General features: G+C 69.4%; 13 protein-coding genes. 6 read left to right on the forward strand and 7 right to left on the reverse strand.

Annotation, left to right across the window (positions count from 1 at the left end):
• Positions 1-23 precede the first annotated feature (23 nt).
• Positions 24-926 (forward strand): DMT family transporter, encoded by a 903-nt coding sequence (locus tag KHC19_RS07710; RefSeq protein WP_213351792.1) that lies wholly within the window; start codon positions 24-26, stop codon positions 924-926.
• 63 nt (positions 927-989) lie between these two features.
• Here KHC19_RS07710 and KHC19_RS07715 read toward each other — a convergent pair whose 3' ends face one another.
• Together KHC19_RS07715 and KHC19_RS07720 are read right to left on the reverse strand one after the other, a co-directional pair.
• The gene (locus tag KHC19_RS07715; protein WP_213351805.1) at positions 990-2078 is read right to left on the reverse strand and encodes a TRAP transporter substrate-binding protein; all 1089 of its coding nucleotides are present in this window, start codon (positions 2076-2078) and stop codon (positions 990-992) included.
• A gap of 65 nt (positions 2079-2143) precedes the next feature.
• Entirely contained in the window at positions 2144-3238 is a 1095-nt protein-coding gene (locus KHC19_RS07720) for a TRAP transporter substrate-binding protein (RefSeq protein WP_213351793.1), read from the reverse strand.
• 335 nt (positions 3239-3573) lie between these two features.
• On the opposite strand from KHC19_RS07720, the gene KHC19_RS07725 reads away from it, so the two are divergent.
• A complete protein-coding gene (locus tag KHC19_RS07725; RefSeq protein ID WP_213351794.1) occupies positions 3574-3786 on the forward strand; it encodes a hypothetical protein in 213 nt (70 codons plus the stop codon).
• Between the two features lie 333 nt (positions 3787-4119).
• Here KHC19_RS07725 and KHC19_RS07730 read toward each other — a convergent pair whose 3' ends face one another.
• Entirely contained in the window at positions 4120-5211 is a 1092-nt protein-coding gene (locus KHC19_RS07730; protein WP_213351795.1) for a TRAP transporter substrate-binding protein, read from the reverse strand.
• A 250-nt stretch (positions 5212-5461) separates the two neighbouring features.
• On the opposite strand from KHC19_RS07730, the gene KHC19_RS07735 reads away from it, so the two are divergent.
• Entirely contained in the window at positions 5462-6298 is an 837-nt protein-coding gene (locus tag KHC19_RS07735) for an isocitrate lyase/PEP mutase family protein (RefSeq protein ID WP_213351796.1), read from the forward strand.
• A gap of 92 nt (positions 6299-6390) precedes the next feature.
• Here KHC19_RS07735 and KHC19_RS07740 read toward each other — a convergent pair whose 3' ends face one another.
• Complete coding sequence (locus tag KHC19_RS07740) at positions 6391-7602, reverse strand: Mrp/NBP35 family ATP-binding protein (RefSeq protein WP_213351797.1); 1212 nt, start codon at positions 7600-7602, stop codon at positions 6391-6393.
• Between the two features lie 266 nt (positions 7603-7868).
• Here KHC19_RS07740 and KHC19_RS07745 point away from each other — a divergent pair, with 266 nt between their 5' ends.
• From KHC19_RS07745 to KHC19_RS07755, 3 genes are all read left to right on the forward strand, one after another.
• Positions 7869-8645: an ABC transporter substrate-binding protein gene (locus KHC19_RS07745; protein ID WP_213351798.1), complete on the forward strand. Its 777-nt coding sequence runs from the start codon at positions 7869-7871 to the stop codon at positions 8643-8645.
• A 175-nt stretch (positions 8646-8820) separates the two neighbouring features.
• Positions 8821-9540 carry an ABC transporter permease gene (locus KHC19_RS07750; protein ID WP_213351799.1) on the forward strand — a complete coding sequence of 240 codons (720 nt, stop codon included), beginning with the start codon at positions 8821-8823 and terminating at the stop codon, positions 9538-9540.
• On the forward strand, positions 9540-10292 hold the full coding sequence (locus KHC19_RS07755) for an ABC transporter permease (RefSeq protein WP_213351800.1): 753 nt from the start codon (positions 9540-9542) through the stop codon (positions 10290-10292). The genes KHC19_RS07750 and KHC19_RS07755 overlap by 1 nt, the downstream gene beginning before the upstream one ends.
• A 142-nt stretch (positions 10293-10434) precedes the next feature.
• Here KHC19_RS07755 and KHC19_RS07760 read toward each other — a convergent pair whose 3' ends face one another.
• The 3 genes from KHC19_RS07760 to cobT form a co-directional block, all read right to left on the reverse strand.
• The gene (locus KHC19_RS07760; RefSeq protein ID WP_213351801.1) at positions 10435-11076 is read right to left on the reverse strand and encodes a uracil-DNA glycosylase family protein; all 642 of its coding nucleotides are present in this window, start codon (positions 11074-11076) and stop codon (positions 10435-10437) included.
• Positions 11077-11108: 32 nt separating this feature from the next.
• Positions 11109-11612 (reverse strand): thermonuclease family protein, encoded by a 504-nt coding sequence (locus tag KHC19_RS07765; protein WP_343207672.1) that lies wholly within the window; start codon positions 11610-11612, stop codon positions 11109-11111.
• Positions 11613-11698: 86 nt separating this feature from the next.
• Positions 11699-12721 (reverse strand): nicotinate-nucleotide--dimethylbenzimidazole phosphoribosyltransferase, encoded by a 1023-nt coding sequence (gene cobT / locus KHC19_RS07770; protein ID WP_213351802.1) that lies wholly within the window; start codon positions 12719-12721, stop codon positions 11699-11701.
• Positions 12722-13492 lie beyond the last annotated feature (771 nt).

Genomic DNA, 13492 nt, shown 5'->3' on the forward strand with positions numbered 1-13492 from the left:
GCTCGCTGCCCTCATCCGGTTCCATGTCCAGTCCCAGTGCCATCCGCCGCGGCATCCTGCTGATGATCGCCGGCTCCTCGGTCTTCGCCGCCAACGACGCCTTCTCCAAGCTGGCGATCGCGCATATCCCGCCCTCGCAGATCATCGCGGTGCGCGGGCTGCTGGCGGCGCTGGCGCTGGTGGCGATGCTCGGCTGGAAGGGCGATCTCGCCGCCATCCGCTTCGCGGCCGACCGGCGGGTGCTGCTGCGCGGGGCGCTGGAAGCCTGCTCTGCGGTGCTGTTCATCACCGCCCTCGCCACCATGGCGCTGGGTGATTCGGCGGCGATCGTGCAGGTGGCGCCGCTCGCCACCATGGCCGGGGCAGTGCTGTTCTTCGGCTCGCGGATCGGCGTCCGGCAATGGCTGGCGGTCGGCGTCGGCTTTTCCGGCGTGCTGCTGATCGTCAAGCCCGGCACCACCGCCTTCGACATGGTGGCGCTGATGCCGCTCGGCTCGGCGCTGCTCATCGCCTTGCGCGATTTCGTCACCGGCCGCATCGGCACCCATGTGCCGACGCTGGTGGTCACGCTCACCACCACGGCGGTGGGCATGGCCATGGGCTTCGCCGGCGCCACGGTGGAAGCGTGGCGCCCGCTCGATCTCCTCACCCTCGCCTATCTGGCGGGCGGCGGCATCACGCTGATCAGCGGCCATATCCTGACCATCGCCGCCTTCCGTGGCAACGATCCGGCGGTCATCGCGCCGTTCCGCTACGCCACCGTGGCCTGCTCGGTCACGCTCAGCGCGGTGGTGTTCGGCCAGACGCCCGATCTCGTCTCCATCGGCGGCATGGCGCTCATCATGGCCGCCGGCCTCTACACCATGCACGATCATCGCAAGCTGGCGCTGGTGAAGCCGGCCGCCAAGGAAAGCGGCGCCGCCTGACGCGCGCCCTCCCCGGAAGCGGCAGGAGGCGGGACGCCGCGTGACGCGGCGCCCCGGCGGGCCTCAGCCGCGCTGGCGGGCGCGGATCATGTAGCCGTCATAGGGATATTCGCCGACCTGCCACCACAGATAGCCTTCGTTGCGGAAGGCGAGCATGGAGCCGTAGATCTCCTTGAACGCCTCGTTCTTGGCGGAGATCTCGGTCATCAGCTCGGTGTTGGTCTTGTAGGCGGCGTCCATCACCTCGATGGGGAAGGCACGCAGCTGCGCGCCCTGCGCCACCAGCCGGCGCAGCGCTGCCGGGTTGCCGGCGTCGTATTTCGCCAGCATGTCGGCATTGGCATAGGCGCTCGCCGCCTTGAACACCGCCTGGTAGCTGGCCGGCAGCTTCTGCCACGCCTTGTCGTTGGCGATGAAGTGGATGGTCGGCCCGCCTTCCCACCAGCCGGGATAGTAGTAATAGGGCGCCACCCGCACGAAGCCGAGCTTCTCGTCGTCATAGGGGCCGACGAATTCGGCGGCGTCGATGGTGCCCTTCTCCAGCGCCGGATAGATGTCGCCGGAGGCGATGTTCTGCGGCACCAGGCCCAGCTTGGCCATCACCTGGCCAGCGAGGCCCGGCAGGCGCATCTTCAGCCCGCGAATGTCGTCGAGCGACTTGATCTCCTTGCGGAACCAGCCGCCCATCTGCGCGCCGGTATTGCCGCCGACGAAGCCGACCACGCCGTAGCCCGCCAGGAACTTGTCCTGCAGCTGCTGCCCGCCGCCATGGTACATCCAGGCGGTCTGCATGCGGGCATTCAGCCCGAACGGCATGGTGGTGAAGGGCGCGAAGGCAGGGTCCTTGCCGATGTAGTAGTAGAGCGCGGTCTGCGCGAGCTCGACCGTGCCGTTCTGCACCGCGTCGAAGGCCTGCAGGCCGGGCACGATCTCGCCGGGGGCGAAGACGTCGATCTGGAAGGCGCCGTCGGTGCCCTCCTTCACATATTTGGCCAGAAGCTCGCTGGCGCCGAACAGCGTCGGCAACGCCTTGGAATAGCTGGTGGTCAGGCGCCAGCGCACGCTCGGCGCGGACTGGGCGAGCGCCGGCGCGGCCAGCGCGGTGGCGGCACCGGCGAGGCCGGCGCCTTTCAGGAGGGCACGGCGTTCGATGGAACGGGTCATGGTCGTCTGTCCTTGAGCAAAATCCTGCGTGCCACCCTCTTGGGGCGGGGTGGTCAGCCGCGCTGGCGGGCGCGGATCATATAGCCGTCATAGGGATATTCGCCGACCTGCCACCACAGATATTCGTCGTTGCGGAAGGCGATCAGCGCGTCCAGCACCTTCTTGAAGGTGGCGTTCTTGGCCGAGATCTCGGCATAGAGCTCGTTCGTCGCCTTGTAGGAGGCGTCGAGGAACTCGGGCGGGAACGGGCGCAACTGCGCGCCCTGCGCCACCAGCCGGCGCAGCGCCGCCGGGTTGAAGGCGTCGTATTTCGCCAGCATGTCGGCATTGGCATAGGCGGTGGCCGCCTCGAAGATCGCCTGGTAGGCCTTGGGCAGCGCGTCCCACTTGGCCTTGTTGACCACCACGTTCATGGTCGGCCCGCCATCCCACCAGCCGGGATAGTAGTAATAGGGCGCCACCTTCACGAAGCCGAGCTTCTCGTCGTCATAGGGGCCCACCCATTCGCAGGCGTCGATGGTGCCCTTCTCCAGCGAGGGATAGATGTCGGCCGGGGCGATCTGCTGCGGCACCACGCCGAGCTTGGCCACCACCTGCCCGGCAATGCCGCCGATGCGGAACTTCAGCCCCTTGAAGTCCTCCAGCGTCTTCACCTCCTTGCGGAACCAGCCGCCCATCTGGGTGCCGGTATTGCCACCGAGGAAGCCGACGAGGTTGTAGCTGGCGAGGAACTCGTCCTGCAGCTGGCGCCCGCCGCCATGGTAGAACCAGGCGTTCTGCTGGCGGGCATTGAGCCCGAACGGCATGGTGGTGAAGCAGGCGAAGGTCGGATCCTTGCCGGTGTAGTAATAGAGCGGCGTCTGGGCCACTTCGACGGTGCCGTTCTGCACCGCGTCGAGCGCCTGCAGGCCGGGCACGATCTCGCCGGCGGCGAAGGGCTGGATGGTGAAGCGCCCGTCGGTGGCCTCGCTCACATATTTCGCCACCAGCTCATTGGCGCCGAAGATGGCGTCAAGCACCTTCGGCACGCTCGCCGTCAGGCGCCAGCGCACGGTCGGGGCGGTCTGGGCGAGGGCGGGAGTGGCGAGGGCGGCGGCGGGCGCCAGCGCGCCGAGACCGGCGGCGGTGAGGAGATCGCGGCGTTTCATGAGCGGGCCTTTCCTGCGTCACCATCGTCACGAGGGAGGGACGACGGTCGGGACTGTCTTGCAACAGCGGGCGGCGGAGGGCAATCGCCGAGGTGAGACAACCGTAGCCGTCCGCCTGTCGCCGCACCGACGCCTCCCTCCCCGGGGGCAGACCTCGACGACGGCATGCCCCCACGGTGTCGCGGGCCATGGCGGCCGGCCACCTCTCGCCGCGGCATCGGAGGATCGCCCCGAGAGGCGACGCGCGGGCCGGCGAACAGCTCCGGCGTGCCCCGTCCGCCGCGCCGGTGTATAGGGGAAGCGGTCCCGCCGGCTGCGGGAACAGGGAGGACACCGTGGGCCGCACCCTCGCCACGCTGATCGCCACCATCGCCCTCGCCTTCGGCATCCACGCCCTGCGCGCGGCGATGCATGGCGGGCACCGGCCGACCGGCACCCCGTTCCAGCAATGCATGGCGCGGGCGAAGAAGAGCTACGGCCCCGGCACCCTGCCGGAAGCGATCAAGCGCCAGTTCACCCTGGATTGCGAGGTCCAGGTCGGACGTTGACAGGGCGAGCGCCCGCGCCCGAAGCTCGACACAACGGATCGAGCGCTCCTTCCGCAAGCTTGCGCGCCTCGGGCGGATCGCCACGCGCATCGACAAGCGTACCAGGAACGTCCTTGCCGCCATGCCGCTCGCATCGACCGCCGGTGGATCAGAGCTGTGGATCAGAGCTTGTGAATGCACGCCCGAGGCGCTTGCACGCCGACAGGTTCGGTCTCCACGGCCCGACGTTTCCCGCACCCGCCGAGACCGTCCCGCCGGCATCGCCGTGTCACCGGCCCGCCGGCAACGCGACATGCCCGGAGCGAACCCCGGGCATGTCGGATCGCCTCACCGTCAGCCGCGCGGGCGGGTGCGGATCTGGAAGCTGTCGAAGGTGTACTCCGCCACCTGCCACCACAGGTTTTCCTCGTTGCGGAACGCCTGCATGGTGTCGATCGCCTTCTTGAAGTCGGCGTTCTTGGCGGAGATCTCGCCCCAGAGCTGGTTGGTGGCCTTCAGGCAGGCTTCCATGACCTCCATCGGATAGGGGCGCAGCTGGGTGCCGTTCGCCACCAGCCGCTTGATGGCCGGCGGGTTCTGCACGTCGTAGCGTGCCTGCATGATGGTGTTGGCATAGGTGGCGCCGGCGATCAGCGCCGCCTGGTAGTTTTTCGGCAGCTCGTTGAACTTGGCGAGGTTGGCGAAGGCGTGGATGGTCGGGCCGCCTTCCCACCAGCCGGGATAGTAATAATACTTCGCCACCTTGTAGAAGCCGAGCTTCTCGTCGTCATAGGGGCCGACCCACTCGGCGCCGTCGATGGTGCCCTTTTCCAGCGCCGGATAGATGTCGCCGCCGGCGATCTGCTGCGGCACCACGCCGAGCTTGGCCATCACCTGCCCGGCGATGCCGCCGATGCGCATCTTGAGGCCGTTCATGTCGGCGACGGTCTTGATCTCCTTGGAGAACCAGCCGCCCATCTGGGTGCCGGTATTGCCGCAAGGCAGGCCGTAGACATTGTATTTCTTGTAGAATTCGTTGAAGAGCTCGTTGCCGCCGTTCTGGAACAGCCAGGCGTTCTGCTGGCGGGCATTGAGGCCGAACGGCACCGAGGCGGCGATCGCGAAGGTGGGGTCCTTGCCGACGAAGTAGTAGGAGACGGTGTGGCACATCTCGACGGTGTTGTTCTGCACCGCGTCGAGCACCTGAAGGCCGGGGACGATCTCGCCGGCGGCGAAGACCTGGATCTGGAACTTGCCGTCGGTCAGCTCCGAGACCATCTTCGACATGACTTCCGCGCCGCCATAGATCGTGTCGAGCGACTTCGGGAAGCTGGACGCCAGGCGCCATTTGATCTCCGGCGCGGACTGGGCGATGGCGGGGGCGGCGAGTGCGGCGGTCGCCGCGACGCCGGAACCGGCGGCGGCCAAAAACTGACGGCGCTTCATGCAGTGTCTCCTACTGGGGTTCCTCACGGTGCGGTGGGCGCATTGGCGCGCGGCTCCGCACTCGAATTGCTTGTTTTCACTACTGGTACGCCACGGCTTGCCCCAGCGCAACGGCACCTCGCTTTCGCCTTTTGTCGAAGAGGTTTTCCCGCGCGTGCCGCCCGGTCCGGCGGGGGGTAGGAAAGCGGACATGTTCCTGATATGTTCCGATGCATCTTCCCGAAGGTCATCCCCGTTCCCGGAGCGTGCCATGCCCGACAAGACCGCCGCCTTCCGCGCCCTTCACGAGGGGCCGGGCGCCTTCGTCCTCCCCAATCCGTGGGATGCCGGCACCGCGCGCCTGCTGGCCGCGCTCGGTTTTCCCGCGCTGGCCACCACCAGCGCCGGCATGGCGCTGGCGCATGGGGTGGCGGACGGCGAGACGAGCCGCGAGGACGTGCTCGCCCATTGCGCGCTCATCGTCGCCGCCACGCCGTTGCCGGTCTCGGCGGATCTGGAGAACGGCTTCGGCGATGCGCCGGAGACGGTGGCCGAGACCATCCGCCTCGCCGCCGCCACCGGCCTTGCCGGCGGCTCGATCGAGGACCACACCAACCGCCCGGCCGATCCGATCTACGATCTCTCTCTGGCCGTCGAGCGCATCGCCGCCGCCGTCGAGGCCCGCGCTTCGCTGGGCACCGATTTCGTGCTCACCGCGCGGGCGGAGAATTTCCTGTGGGAACGACCGGACCTCGACGACACCATCGCCCGGCTTCAGGCCTATGAGGCCGCCGGCGCCGACGTGCTCTACGCGCCCGGCCTGCCGGACCTCGCGGCGGTGCGCGCCGTCTGCTCGGCGGTGTCGAGGCCGGTCAACGCCGTCATCGGCATCGGCGCCGCGCGCTTCACCGTCGCCGATCTGGCGGAAGCGGGCGTGCGGCGCATCAGCATCGGCTCCTCGCTCGCCCGGCTCGCCTATGGCAGCGTCGTGCGGGCGGCAAGGGAGATGCGGGAGGTCGGCCGCTTCGGCTTTCTCGACAGCGCGATGCCGTCGGCCGAGCTCGGCGCCCTGCTCGCCACCTCGCCGCAACCGCCGGGCCGCGCGTGACGACGTGGCTGACGGATTGAAGCTACCTCAACGAGATAGCTTCATATCTTCCATCAGAAGATGAAATCGCCCGGCGCCGTTCCCGGCGCGCGTCAGCTCTCCACCACGATGCGCGGCGCCGGCCGCGCCGTGGCCCGTCCCCCTGCCAGCGCGCCGCGCACGGCGGCGGCGATGTCGCGATAGATTCGCGCCTCCGGGCTGTCGGGCTGCGTCGCCACGATCGGCCGGCCGGCATCGGAGGTCTCGCGGATCGCCATCTGCAGCGGCACTTCGCCGAGGAACGGCACGCCGAGCCGCTGCGCCTCGTGCCGCGCCCCGCCATGGCCGAACACGTCGGAGCGGGTGCCGCAATGCGGGCACAGGAAATAGCTCATGTTCTCGACCACGCCGAGCACCGGCACGTTCACCTTCTGGAACATGGCGATGCCGCGCCGCGCGTCGATCAGGGCGAGGTCCTGCGGGGTGGAGACGATCACCGCGCCGGCCAGCGGCACCTGCTGCGCCATGGTCAGCTGCGCGTCGCCGGTGCCGGGCGGCATGTCGACGACGAGCACGTCGAGCGGCGCCCAGTTCACTTCCTTCAGCATCTGGCTGATCGCCGACATCACCATCGGGCCGCGCCAGATCATCGGCGTCTCCTCTTCGACGAGGAAGCCGATCGACATCACCTTCAGGCCCCAGGAGTTCATCGGCTCCAGCATGCGGCCCTGCACGTCCGGCTTGCCCTTCAGCCCCATCAGGCGCGGCACCGAGGGGCCGTAGATGTCGGCGTCGAGCAGGCCGACCTTCAGCCCCAGCGAGACGAGGCCGAGCGCCAGATTGGCGGCGAGCGTCGACTTGCCCACCCCGCCCTTGCCGGAGGCCACCGCGATGATGGCGCCGACGCCCGGCAGGCCGCGCGTCTCCTTCTGCGGGTCGGCCGGCGGCTGCGGGGGATGGGAATGGCCGGCATGCGAATGGCCGGCATGGGAATGCCCGCCCTGGGAATGCCCGCCTTGCCCGGAGACGCGCACCGGCGTCGTCGAGGTGCCGGCGGCCGGCGCCGGGCCCGAGCCGGCCTTGCGCTCGGCGGTCAGCGCCACCAGCGCCGAGGTCACGCCCGGCGTCGCCCGCACCGTGCGCTCCACCGCCGCGCGCACCGTCTCCCAGGCCTGCGCCTGCGCGGCGTCCACCGTGATCGACAGATAGACCTTGCCGTCGGAAACCAGGATGTCCGAGAGCACCCCCGTCTCGGTGATCGGCCGTCCGTCCGGCGCGGAAACCTGCGCCAGCCGCGCCTTCACCTCATCCGCGCTCACCGCCATGCCGAAACTCCCGACTGCTATCCTGGAAACACTTCAGACGGTGAGACACCAGCGCGCCGCCAGCGTCAACCCGCCCGGCGGCATCGGCCGATCACGAGCGCTTATGGCGGCCCGGCCCTTGCGGATATGCACGTTTACCGCCCAGCTTCGACCATTGACCAACAATGCATCACCCCCAGTTGCGCGCGCCCCCGGAAAAATGCCAGCATCGCGGCGCCGGAAACAACAAAACACCGGCCTAGGGCACTCTTCCAAAGGGGAACAGCATGAGCCTCGTCACCCGTTTCGCGGCGGTCGCCGTCATGGTCGCGGCCGCGATGAGCGGCGCCTCCGCCAAGGAATGGAAAACCGTCCGCATCGGTACCGAGGGAGCCTATCCGCCCTTCAACTATGTCGAGAACAACGAGCTCAAGGGCTTCGACATCGACATCGGCAAGGCGCTGTGCGCCAAGATGAAGGTGGAGTGCACCTTCGTCGCCCAGGATTGGGACGGCATCATCCCGGCGCTGCAGGCGGGCAAGTACGACGCCATCGTCGCCTCCATGTCGATCACCGAGGAGCGCAAGCAGCAGATCGCCTTCTCGAAGAAGTACTACAAGACCCCCGCCACCTTCGCGGTGCGCAAGGATTCCCCCCTCACCGACACCTCGCCGGCGGCGCTCAAGGGCAAGGTGCTCGGCGCGCAGGGCTCGACCATCCATTCCAACTATCTCGAGGACGTCTACGCCAAGGCCGGCGCCGAGGTGAAGCTGTACGGCAAGCAGGACGAGGCCAATCTCGATCTCGCCAATGGCCGCCTCGACGCCGTCCTCGCCGACAAGGTGGTGCTGCTGGAGTGGCTGAACTCCAAGGACGGCGCCTGCTGCAAGTTCACCGGCGCCGAATACACCGATCCGAAATATTTCGGCGAGGGCGTCGGGGTGGGCATCCGCAAGGACGACCCGGAGCTGGTGGCGATGTTCAACAAGGCCATCGACGAGATCCTCGCCGACGGCACCTACAAGACCATCAACGCCAAGTACTTCCCCTTCAGCGTCTACTGACCGCCGGCGGGTGCCGTTCCGGGCCGGTGCGCCCGGCGCGGCACCCGGTCCCCGGCCTCGCATCCGTGCCGTCATCCACCTTTCCCCTGCCCGGGTCCCGTGCCGCCCTGCCGAATCCGGCGCGCGGGCGGGCAGGCAGGGCCGCCCAGGCCGCAAGCGGAGCGCCGTTCCCGGGATGGAATTCCTGACCCTGCTTTCCTTCGGACCGGGCGGCTGGGGCGACGAGATCGCCCGCGGCGCGCTGCTCACCATCGAGCTCGCTCTGACCACCCTGCCCTTCGGCCTCGCCCTCGGCCTCCTCGTCGCGCTCGGCAAGGACGCGCCCTCGCCGGTGGCCCGGGCGGCGGCCAATATCTTCACCACGGTGTTTCGCGGCCTGCCCGAGCTGCTGACGCTGTTCATCGTCTATTATGGCGGGCAGATGCTGCTCACCCGCATCGCCGGCTATTTCTCGCCGGGGGCGAATGTCGAGGTGAACCAGTTTCTCGCCGGCGTGGCGGCGCTCGGACTGGTGCTCGCCGCCTTCTCCTCCGAGGTGTTCTACGCCGCGCTCAAGGCGGTGCCGCGCGGGCAGAAGGAGGCGGCCTTCGCGCTCGGCCTGCCGAAATGGCAGGCCTTCCGGCTGGTGGTGTTCCCGCAGCTGTGGCGCGTCGCCCTGCCCGGCCTGTCCAACAACTGGATGGTGCTGATGAAGGACACCTCGCTGGTGTCGGTCATCGCCATCAACGACCTGATGCGGCAGACCGCCATCGCGGTGGGCGTCACCAAGCAGCCCTTCTTCTTCTACCTGGTGGCCTGCCTCATCTATCTCGCCTTCTCCATCCTCTCCAGCCTGGTGCTGACCCGCGCCGAGGCGCGCGCCAGCCGCGGCCTCAAGCGGGCGGGAGCGAAATGATGCTGGACACGCTCCTCGCCCCCCTCGGCCAGGGCTTCCTGGCGCTGATGGGCTTCATCGGCCTCAATGCCGACCTGATGGACCGCTACGGCCTGCGCTTCCTCTCCGGCGTGTGGGTCACGATCGAGCTGGTGGGCCTGTCGATGGTCTTCGGCGCCCTCCTCGCTTTGCCGCTGGCCATCGCCCGCGTCGAGGGCGGGAAGATCTCGTCGCGGCTCGCCTTCGGCTATTCCTATTTCTTCCGCGGCACCCCGCTGCTGGCGCAGACCTTCCTCGTCTATTACGGCGCCGGGCAGTTCCGCGAGTTCTTCACCGATATCGGCCTGTGGTGGTTCTTCCGCGACGCCTTCAACTGCGCGGTGTTCACCTTCACGCTCAACACCGCCGCCTATCAGGCGGAGATCCTGCGCGGCGGCCTGCAGAGCCTGCAGGTGGGCCAGAGCGAGGGAGGCAAGTCGCTCGGCCTCACCCGCTACCAGATCTACCGCACCATCCTCCTGCCGCAGGCCTATGCGGTGGGCCTGCGCCCGCTCGGCAACGAGGTGGTGCTGATGATCAAGTCGAGCGCCATCGCCTCGGTGGTCACGGTGTACGACCTGATGGGTGTCACGCGGCTGGCCTTCTCGCGCTCCTACGACATGGAGGTCTATCTGTGGGCGGCGGCGCTGTATCTCATCATGGTGGAGATCGTGCGCCGGGTGTGGAACGTGCTGGAGCGCCGGCTCAACCGGCATGTCGCGGTATCGCGGTGAAGCGAAAGGCGCGCCTTTCTTGCCCTCTCCCCATTGGGGAGAGGTGGCCCGCGCAGCGGATCGGTGAGGTGGGACGCGGCTGGGAAGCTTAGAACCCCCTCTCCCCCTCAGAGAGAGGGAACAGAAGCGCCCTGCCTTATGCTCACCCCACCGCCTTCGCCACCTCCGCCCGCAGCACCGGCAACAATTCCGCCTCGAACCACGGGTGGCGCCTCAGCCAGCCGGTATTGCGCCAGGAGGGGTGCGGCAGCGGCAGGATCCGCTCCGTCTCCCGCGCATGGAAGATCTCCCGCCAGCGCGTCACCCGCTCGGTGAGCCCCAGCCGGGCGAATTCCCCCAGCCCCAGCCGCCTGAGATGATAGGCCTGCGCGCTCGCGCCCACCGCCACGATCAGCTCGAACGCCTCGCGCGCCGCGAACAGCCGGTCATGCCACAGCAGGGCACATTCCCTCCGCGGCGGCAGGTCGCCGCCCTTTTCGTCCTGGCCGGGAAAGCAGAAGCCCATGGCGGCGATGGCCACGCGGGCTTCATCGTAGAAGCCGGCCCGGTCGAGCCCCAGCCAGTCGCGCAGCCGGTCGCCGGAGGCATCGTCGAAGGAGCGCCCGGAAGCATGCACCCTGGTCCCCGGCGCCTGCGAGGCGATGAGCAGCCGCGCCGATGGGCCGACATGCAGCACCGGGCGCGGCGCGTGCGGCAGCGGCCTGCCGCGCGGCGCCTCCACGCAGGCGCGACAGGCGCGGATGTCGGCGAGCACCCGATCGAGGGAAGAAGACGAGGCATCCATGATCGCCTAGATGGGTCCCGCGGTGCCGCCTGTCATCTCTGCCGGGCGCGAAAATCCGCCGGCATCTCGAAAGGCCCGGCCCAGATGCCGCGCCGGGCGGCCCGCGCCGCCGCCTCGCCGCCGCGATAGGCGAAGGAGGTCGCCACCGCCCAGCCCTCCTCGACCATCCGCGCGCCGAGGTCGCGCCCGCCCGCCTCGCAGATCGACACCGAGCGGCCATAGCGGTCGCCATCGACCGGCCGGCAGCTCACGCCGTCCTTGCCGGCGTCCGCCACCGCCCGCTGCATCGCCTGCTTCGCCCGCTCGCCGCAGGGCCACGGCGCTTCCGGCGGGCCGCAGCTCTGGTGCAGTTCCGGCGCGTCGATGCCCTCGAGCCGCACCCGCTCGCCGCCGATCTCGAAACTGTCGCCATCCGCCACCCGCACCGCGCCGTCCAGCGGCGGCACGAAGCGCTCGGCGATCAAGGCGAGGCCGATCATCGCCAGCGCGATGAGCACCGCCACCCAGGTCGAGCGGCGCCAGCGCCGGGGCGGCACCCGGCCGCCGCCGGGCAGGCGCCGTGAAAATCCGCCGCTCGGGCGAAGCGGGGCGCGCCAACGGCCGCCGGGGGAGCGCATCCGCCTCAGGCGTCCGCGACGCCGGCCTCGGCGAAGGTCGCCATGCCGCCATGGCAGGCGATGGCCGCCTTGATCACCCCGATCGACAGCGCCGCGCCGGAGCCTTCGCCGAGCCGCATGCCGAGGTCGAGCAGAGGCTTCAGCCCCAGCCGCTCCAGCACCCGGCCATGCGCCGGCTCGGCCGAGACATGGCCGGCGAAGCAATGGTCGAGCGCCGAGGGATCGAGCGCGTGCAGCACCGCCGCGGCGGCGGTCGCCACATAGCCGTCGAGCACCACCGGCACGCGCTGCATGCGGGCGGCGAGGATGGCGCCGGCCATGGCGGCGAGCTCGCGCCCGCCGAGGCGGCGCAGCACTTCCAGCGGATCGTCGAGATGTCCCCGGCAGCGCGCCACGGCCTGCTCCACGGCGGCGATCTTGGCGGCCAGCACCGCCCCGGTGGCGCCGGTGCCCGGCCCCACCCATTCGGCGGCGACGCCGCCATAAAGGCCGTGGCAGATGGCGGCCGCCACCGTGGTGTTGCCGATGCCCATCTCGCCGAGGCACAGCAGGTCCGGCTCGCCGGCCAGCGCCTCCATGCCGAAGGCCATGGTGGCGGCGCATTCGGCCTCGGTCAGCGCGTCCTCCTCGACGATGTCGCGGGTGGGGATGTCGAGCGCGAGGTCGAAGACGCGCAGCCCGGCGCCGAACACGCCGCAGATCTGGTTCACCGCCGCCTTGCCGGCGGTGAAGGTGGCGACCATCTGCTTGGTCACTTCCGGCGGGTAGGGCGAGACGCCGCGCCTGGCGACGCCATGGGTGCCGGCGAACACCGCCACGGTCGGCCGGTCGATGCGCGGGATCTCGCGCCCCTGCCAGCCGGCGATCTTCACGGCGATGTCCTCCAGCCGTCCGAGCGCGCCCGGCGGCTTGACCAGCTGCCCCTGCCGCGCCCGCGCCGCCGCCTCCGCCGTGGCGTCGGGCGCCGGAAGGGAAAGGAAGAGGTTGCGGATATCGTCGAAGGGAAGCCCGGTGGCGGTGCGCTGCATGGGTCTCTCGAAGCTCGGTTTCTCGAAAGCGGGGAGCCTTGAAGGACGAGGCTCGGGCGAGGCGCGGGGTAGCCCCTCGCCGGCCGGGTGGCAACTCATAAATCGGGAGTGGAGGAAAGCGCCGTGACAGCGACCGAGGCCGCGCCGCGCCGGCCCTGCCGTCGGGCCGACGGAAAACGTCTCATCGTGAGAGGCACATTCCCGGCCTCCTATCGTCGTGAGGGACATGCCCGGAGAAACGTGCCGGGACATGCATGCCCGGAGATATGTGCCGGGAGATATGTGCCCGCGCGAGGATGCGAGCCACCGGGGATCCACGGCTTCAAGGGCACACAGGCCCAGACGGCCTTGAACGGCCCGAACGGTACCATCGACGAGGGGGCGGCGCCCACGAAGCGGGTCGCCGAGGGCCGACACTATCGGGAAGCAAGCCCCCTCGCCCCGGCGCGCCGGCCGACCACATCATCAAGCGTCCCACCTCGCTCGCCCCTCGCTCCCCGCTCCTCGCCCTCGTCCCTCGCCCCCCCAAGACGTGCCAGCCGACCGCATCATCGAGCGTCCCACCTCGCTCGCCCCTCGCTCCCCGCTCCTCGCCCTCGTCCCTCGCCCCCCAAGACGTGCCAGCCGACCGCATCATCGAGCGTCCCACCTCGCTCGCCCCCATCCGCCGGAGCCGCCCTTCGCGATAGGCTGACATCCTCGACGCATTGCCTTCCCCGCTCCCTCTCCCCGACCTCTTCTTTCCTCTCCCTCTCCCCGTTGGGGAGAGGT

It is taken from the genome of Ancylobacter oerskovii (assembly GCF_018390555.1).
In the GTDB taxonomy this organism is placed as follows: Bacteria; Pseudomonadota; Alphaproteobacteria; order Rhizobiales; family Xanthobacteraceae; genus Ancylobacter; species Ancylobacter oerskovii.

Coding starts and splice junctions, on each gene's coding strand:
- KHC19_RS07755 (WP_213351800.1), top strand. CDS start 9,540: ATGCTGGACACGCTCCTCGCCCCCCTCGGCCAGGGCTTCCTGGCGCTG.
- KHC19_RS07750 (WP_213351799.1), top strand. CDS start 8,821: ATGGAATTCCTGACCCTGCTTTCCTTCGGACCGGGCGGCTGGGGCGAC.
- KHC19_RS07745 (WP_213351798.1), top strand. CDS start 7,869: ATGAGCCTCGTCACCCGTTTCGCGGCGGTCGCCGTCATGGTCGCGGCC.
- KHC19_RS07735 (WP_213351796.1), top strand. CDS start 5,462: ATGCCCGACAAGACCGCCGCCTTCCGCGCCCTTCACGAGGGGCCGGGC.
- KHC19_RS07730 (WP_213351795.1), bottom strand. CDS start 5,211: ATGAAGCGCCGTCAGTTTTTGGCCGCCGCCGGTTCCGGCGTCGCGGCG.
- KHC19_RS07720 (WP_213351793.1), bottom strand. CDS start 3,238: ATGAAACGCCGCGATCTCCTCACCGCCGCCGGTCTCGGCGCGCTGGCG.
- KHC19_RS07710 (WP_213351792.1), top strand. CDS start 24: ATGTCCAGTCCCAGTGCCATCCGCCGCGGCATCCTGCTGATGATCGCC.
- KHC19_RS07760 (WP_213351801.1), bottom strand. CDS start 11,076: ATGGATGCCTCGTCTTCTTCCCTCGATCGGGTGCTCGCCGACATCCGC.
- KHC19_RS07740 (WP_213351797.1), bottom strand. CDS start 7,602: ATGGCGGTGAGCGCGGATGAGGTGAAGGCGCGGCTGGCGCAGGTTTCC.
- cobT (WP_213351802.1), bottom strand. CDS start 12,721: ATGCAGCGCACCGCCACCGGGCTTCCCTTCGACGATATCCGCAACCTC.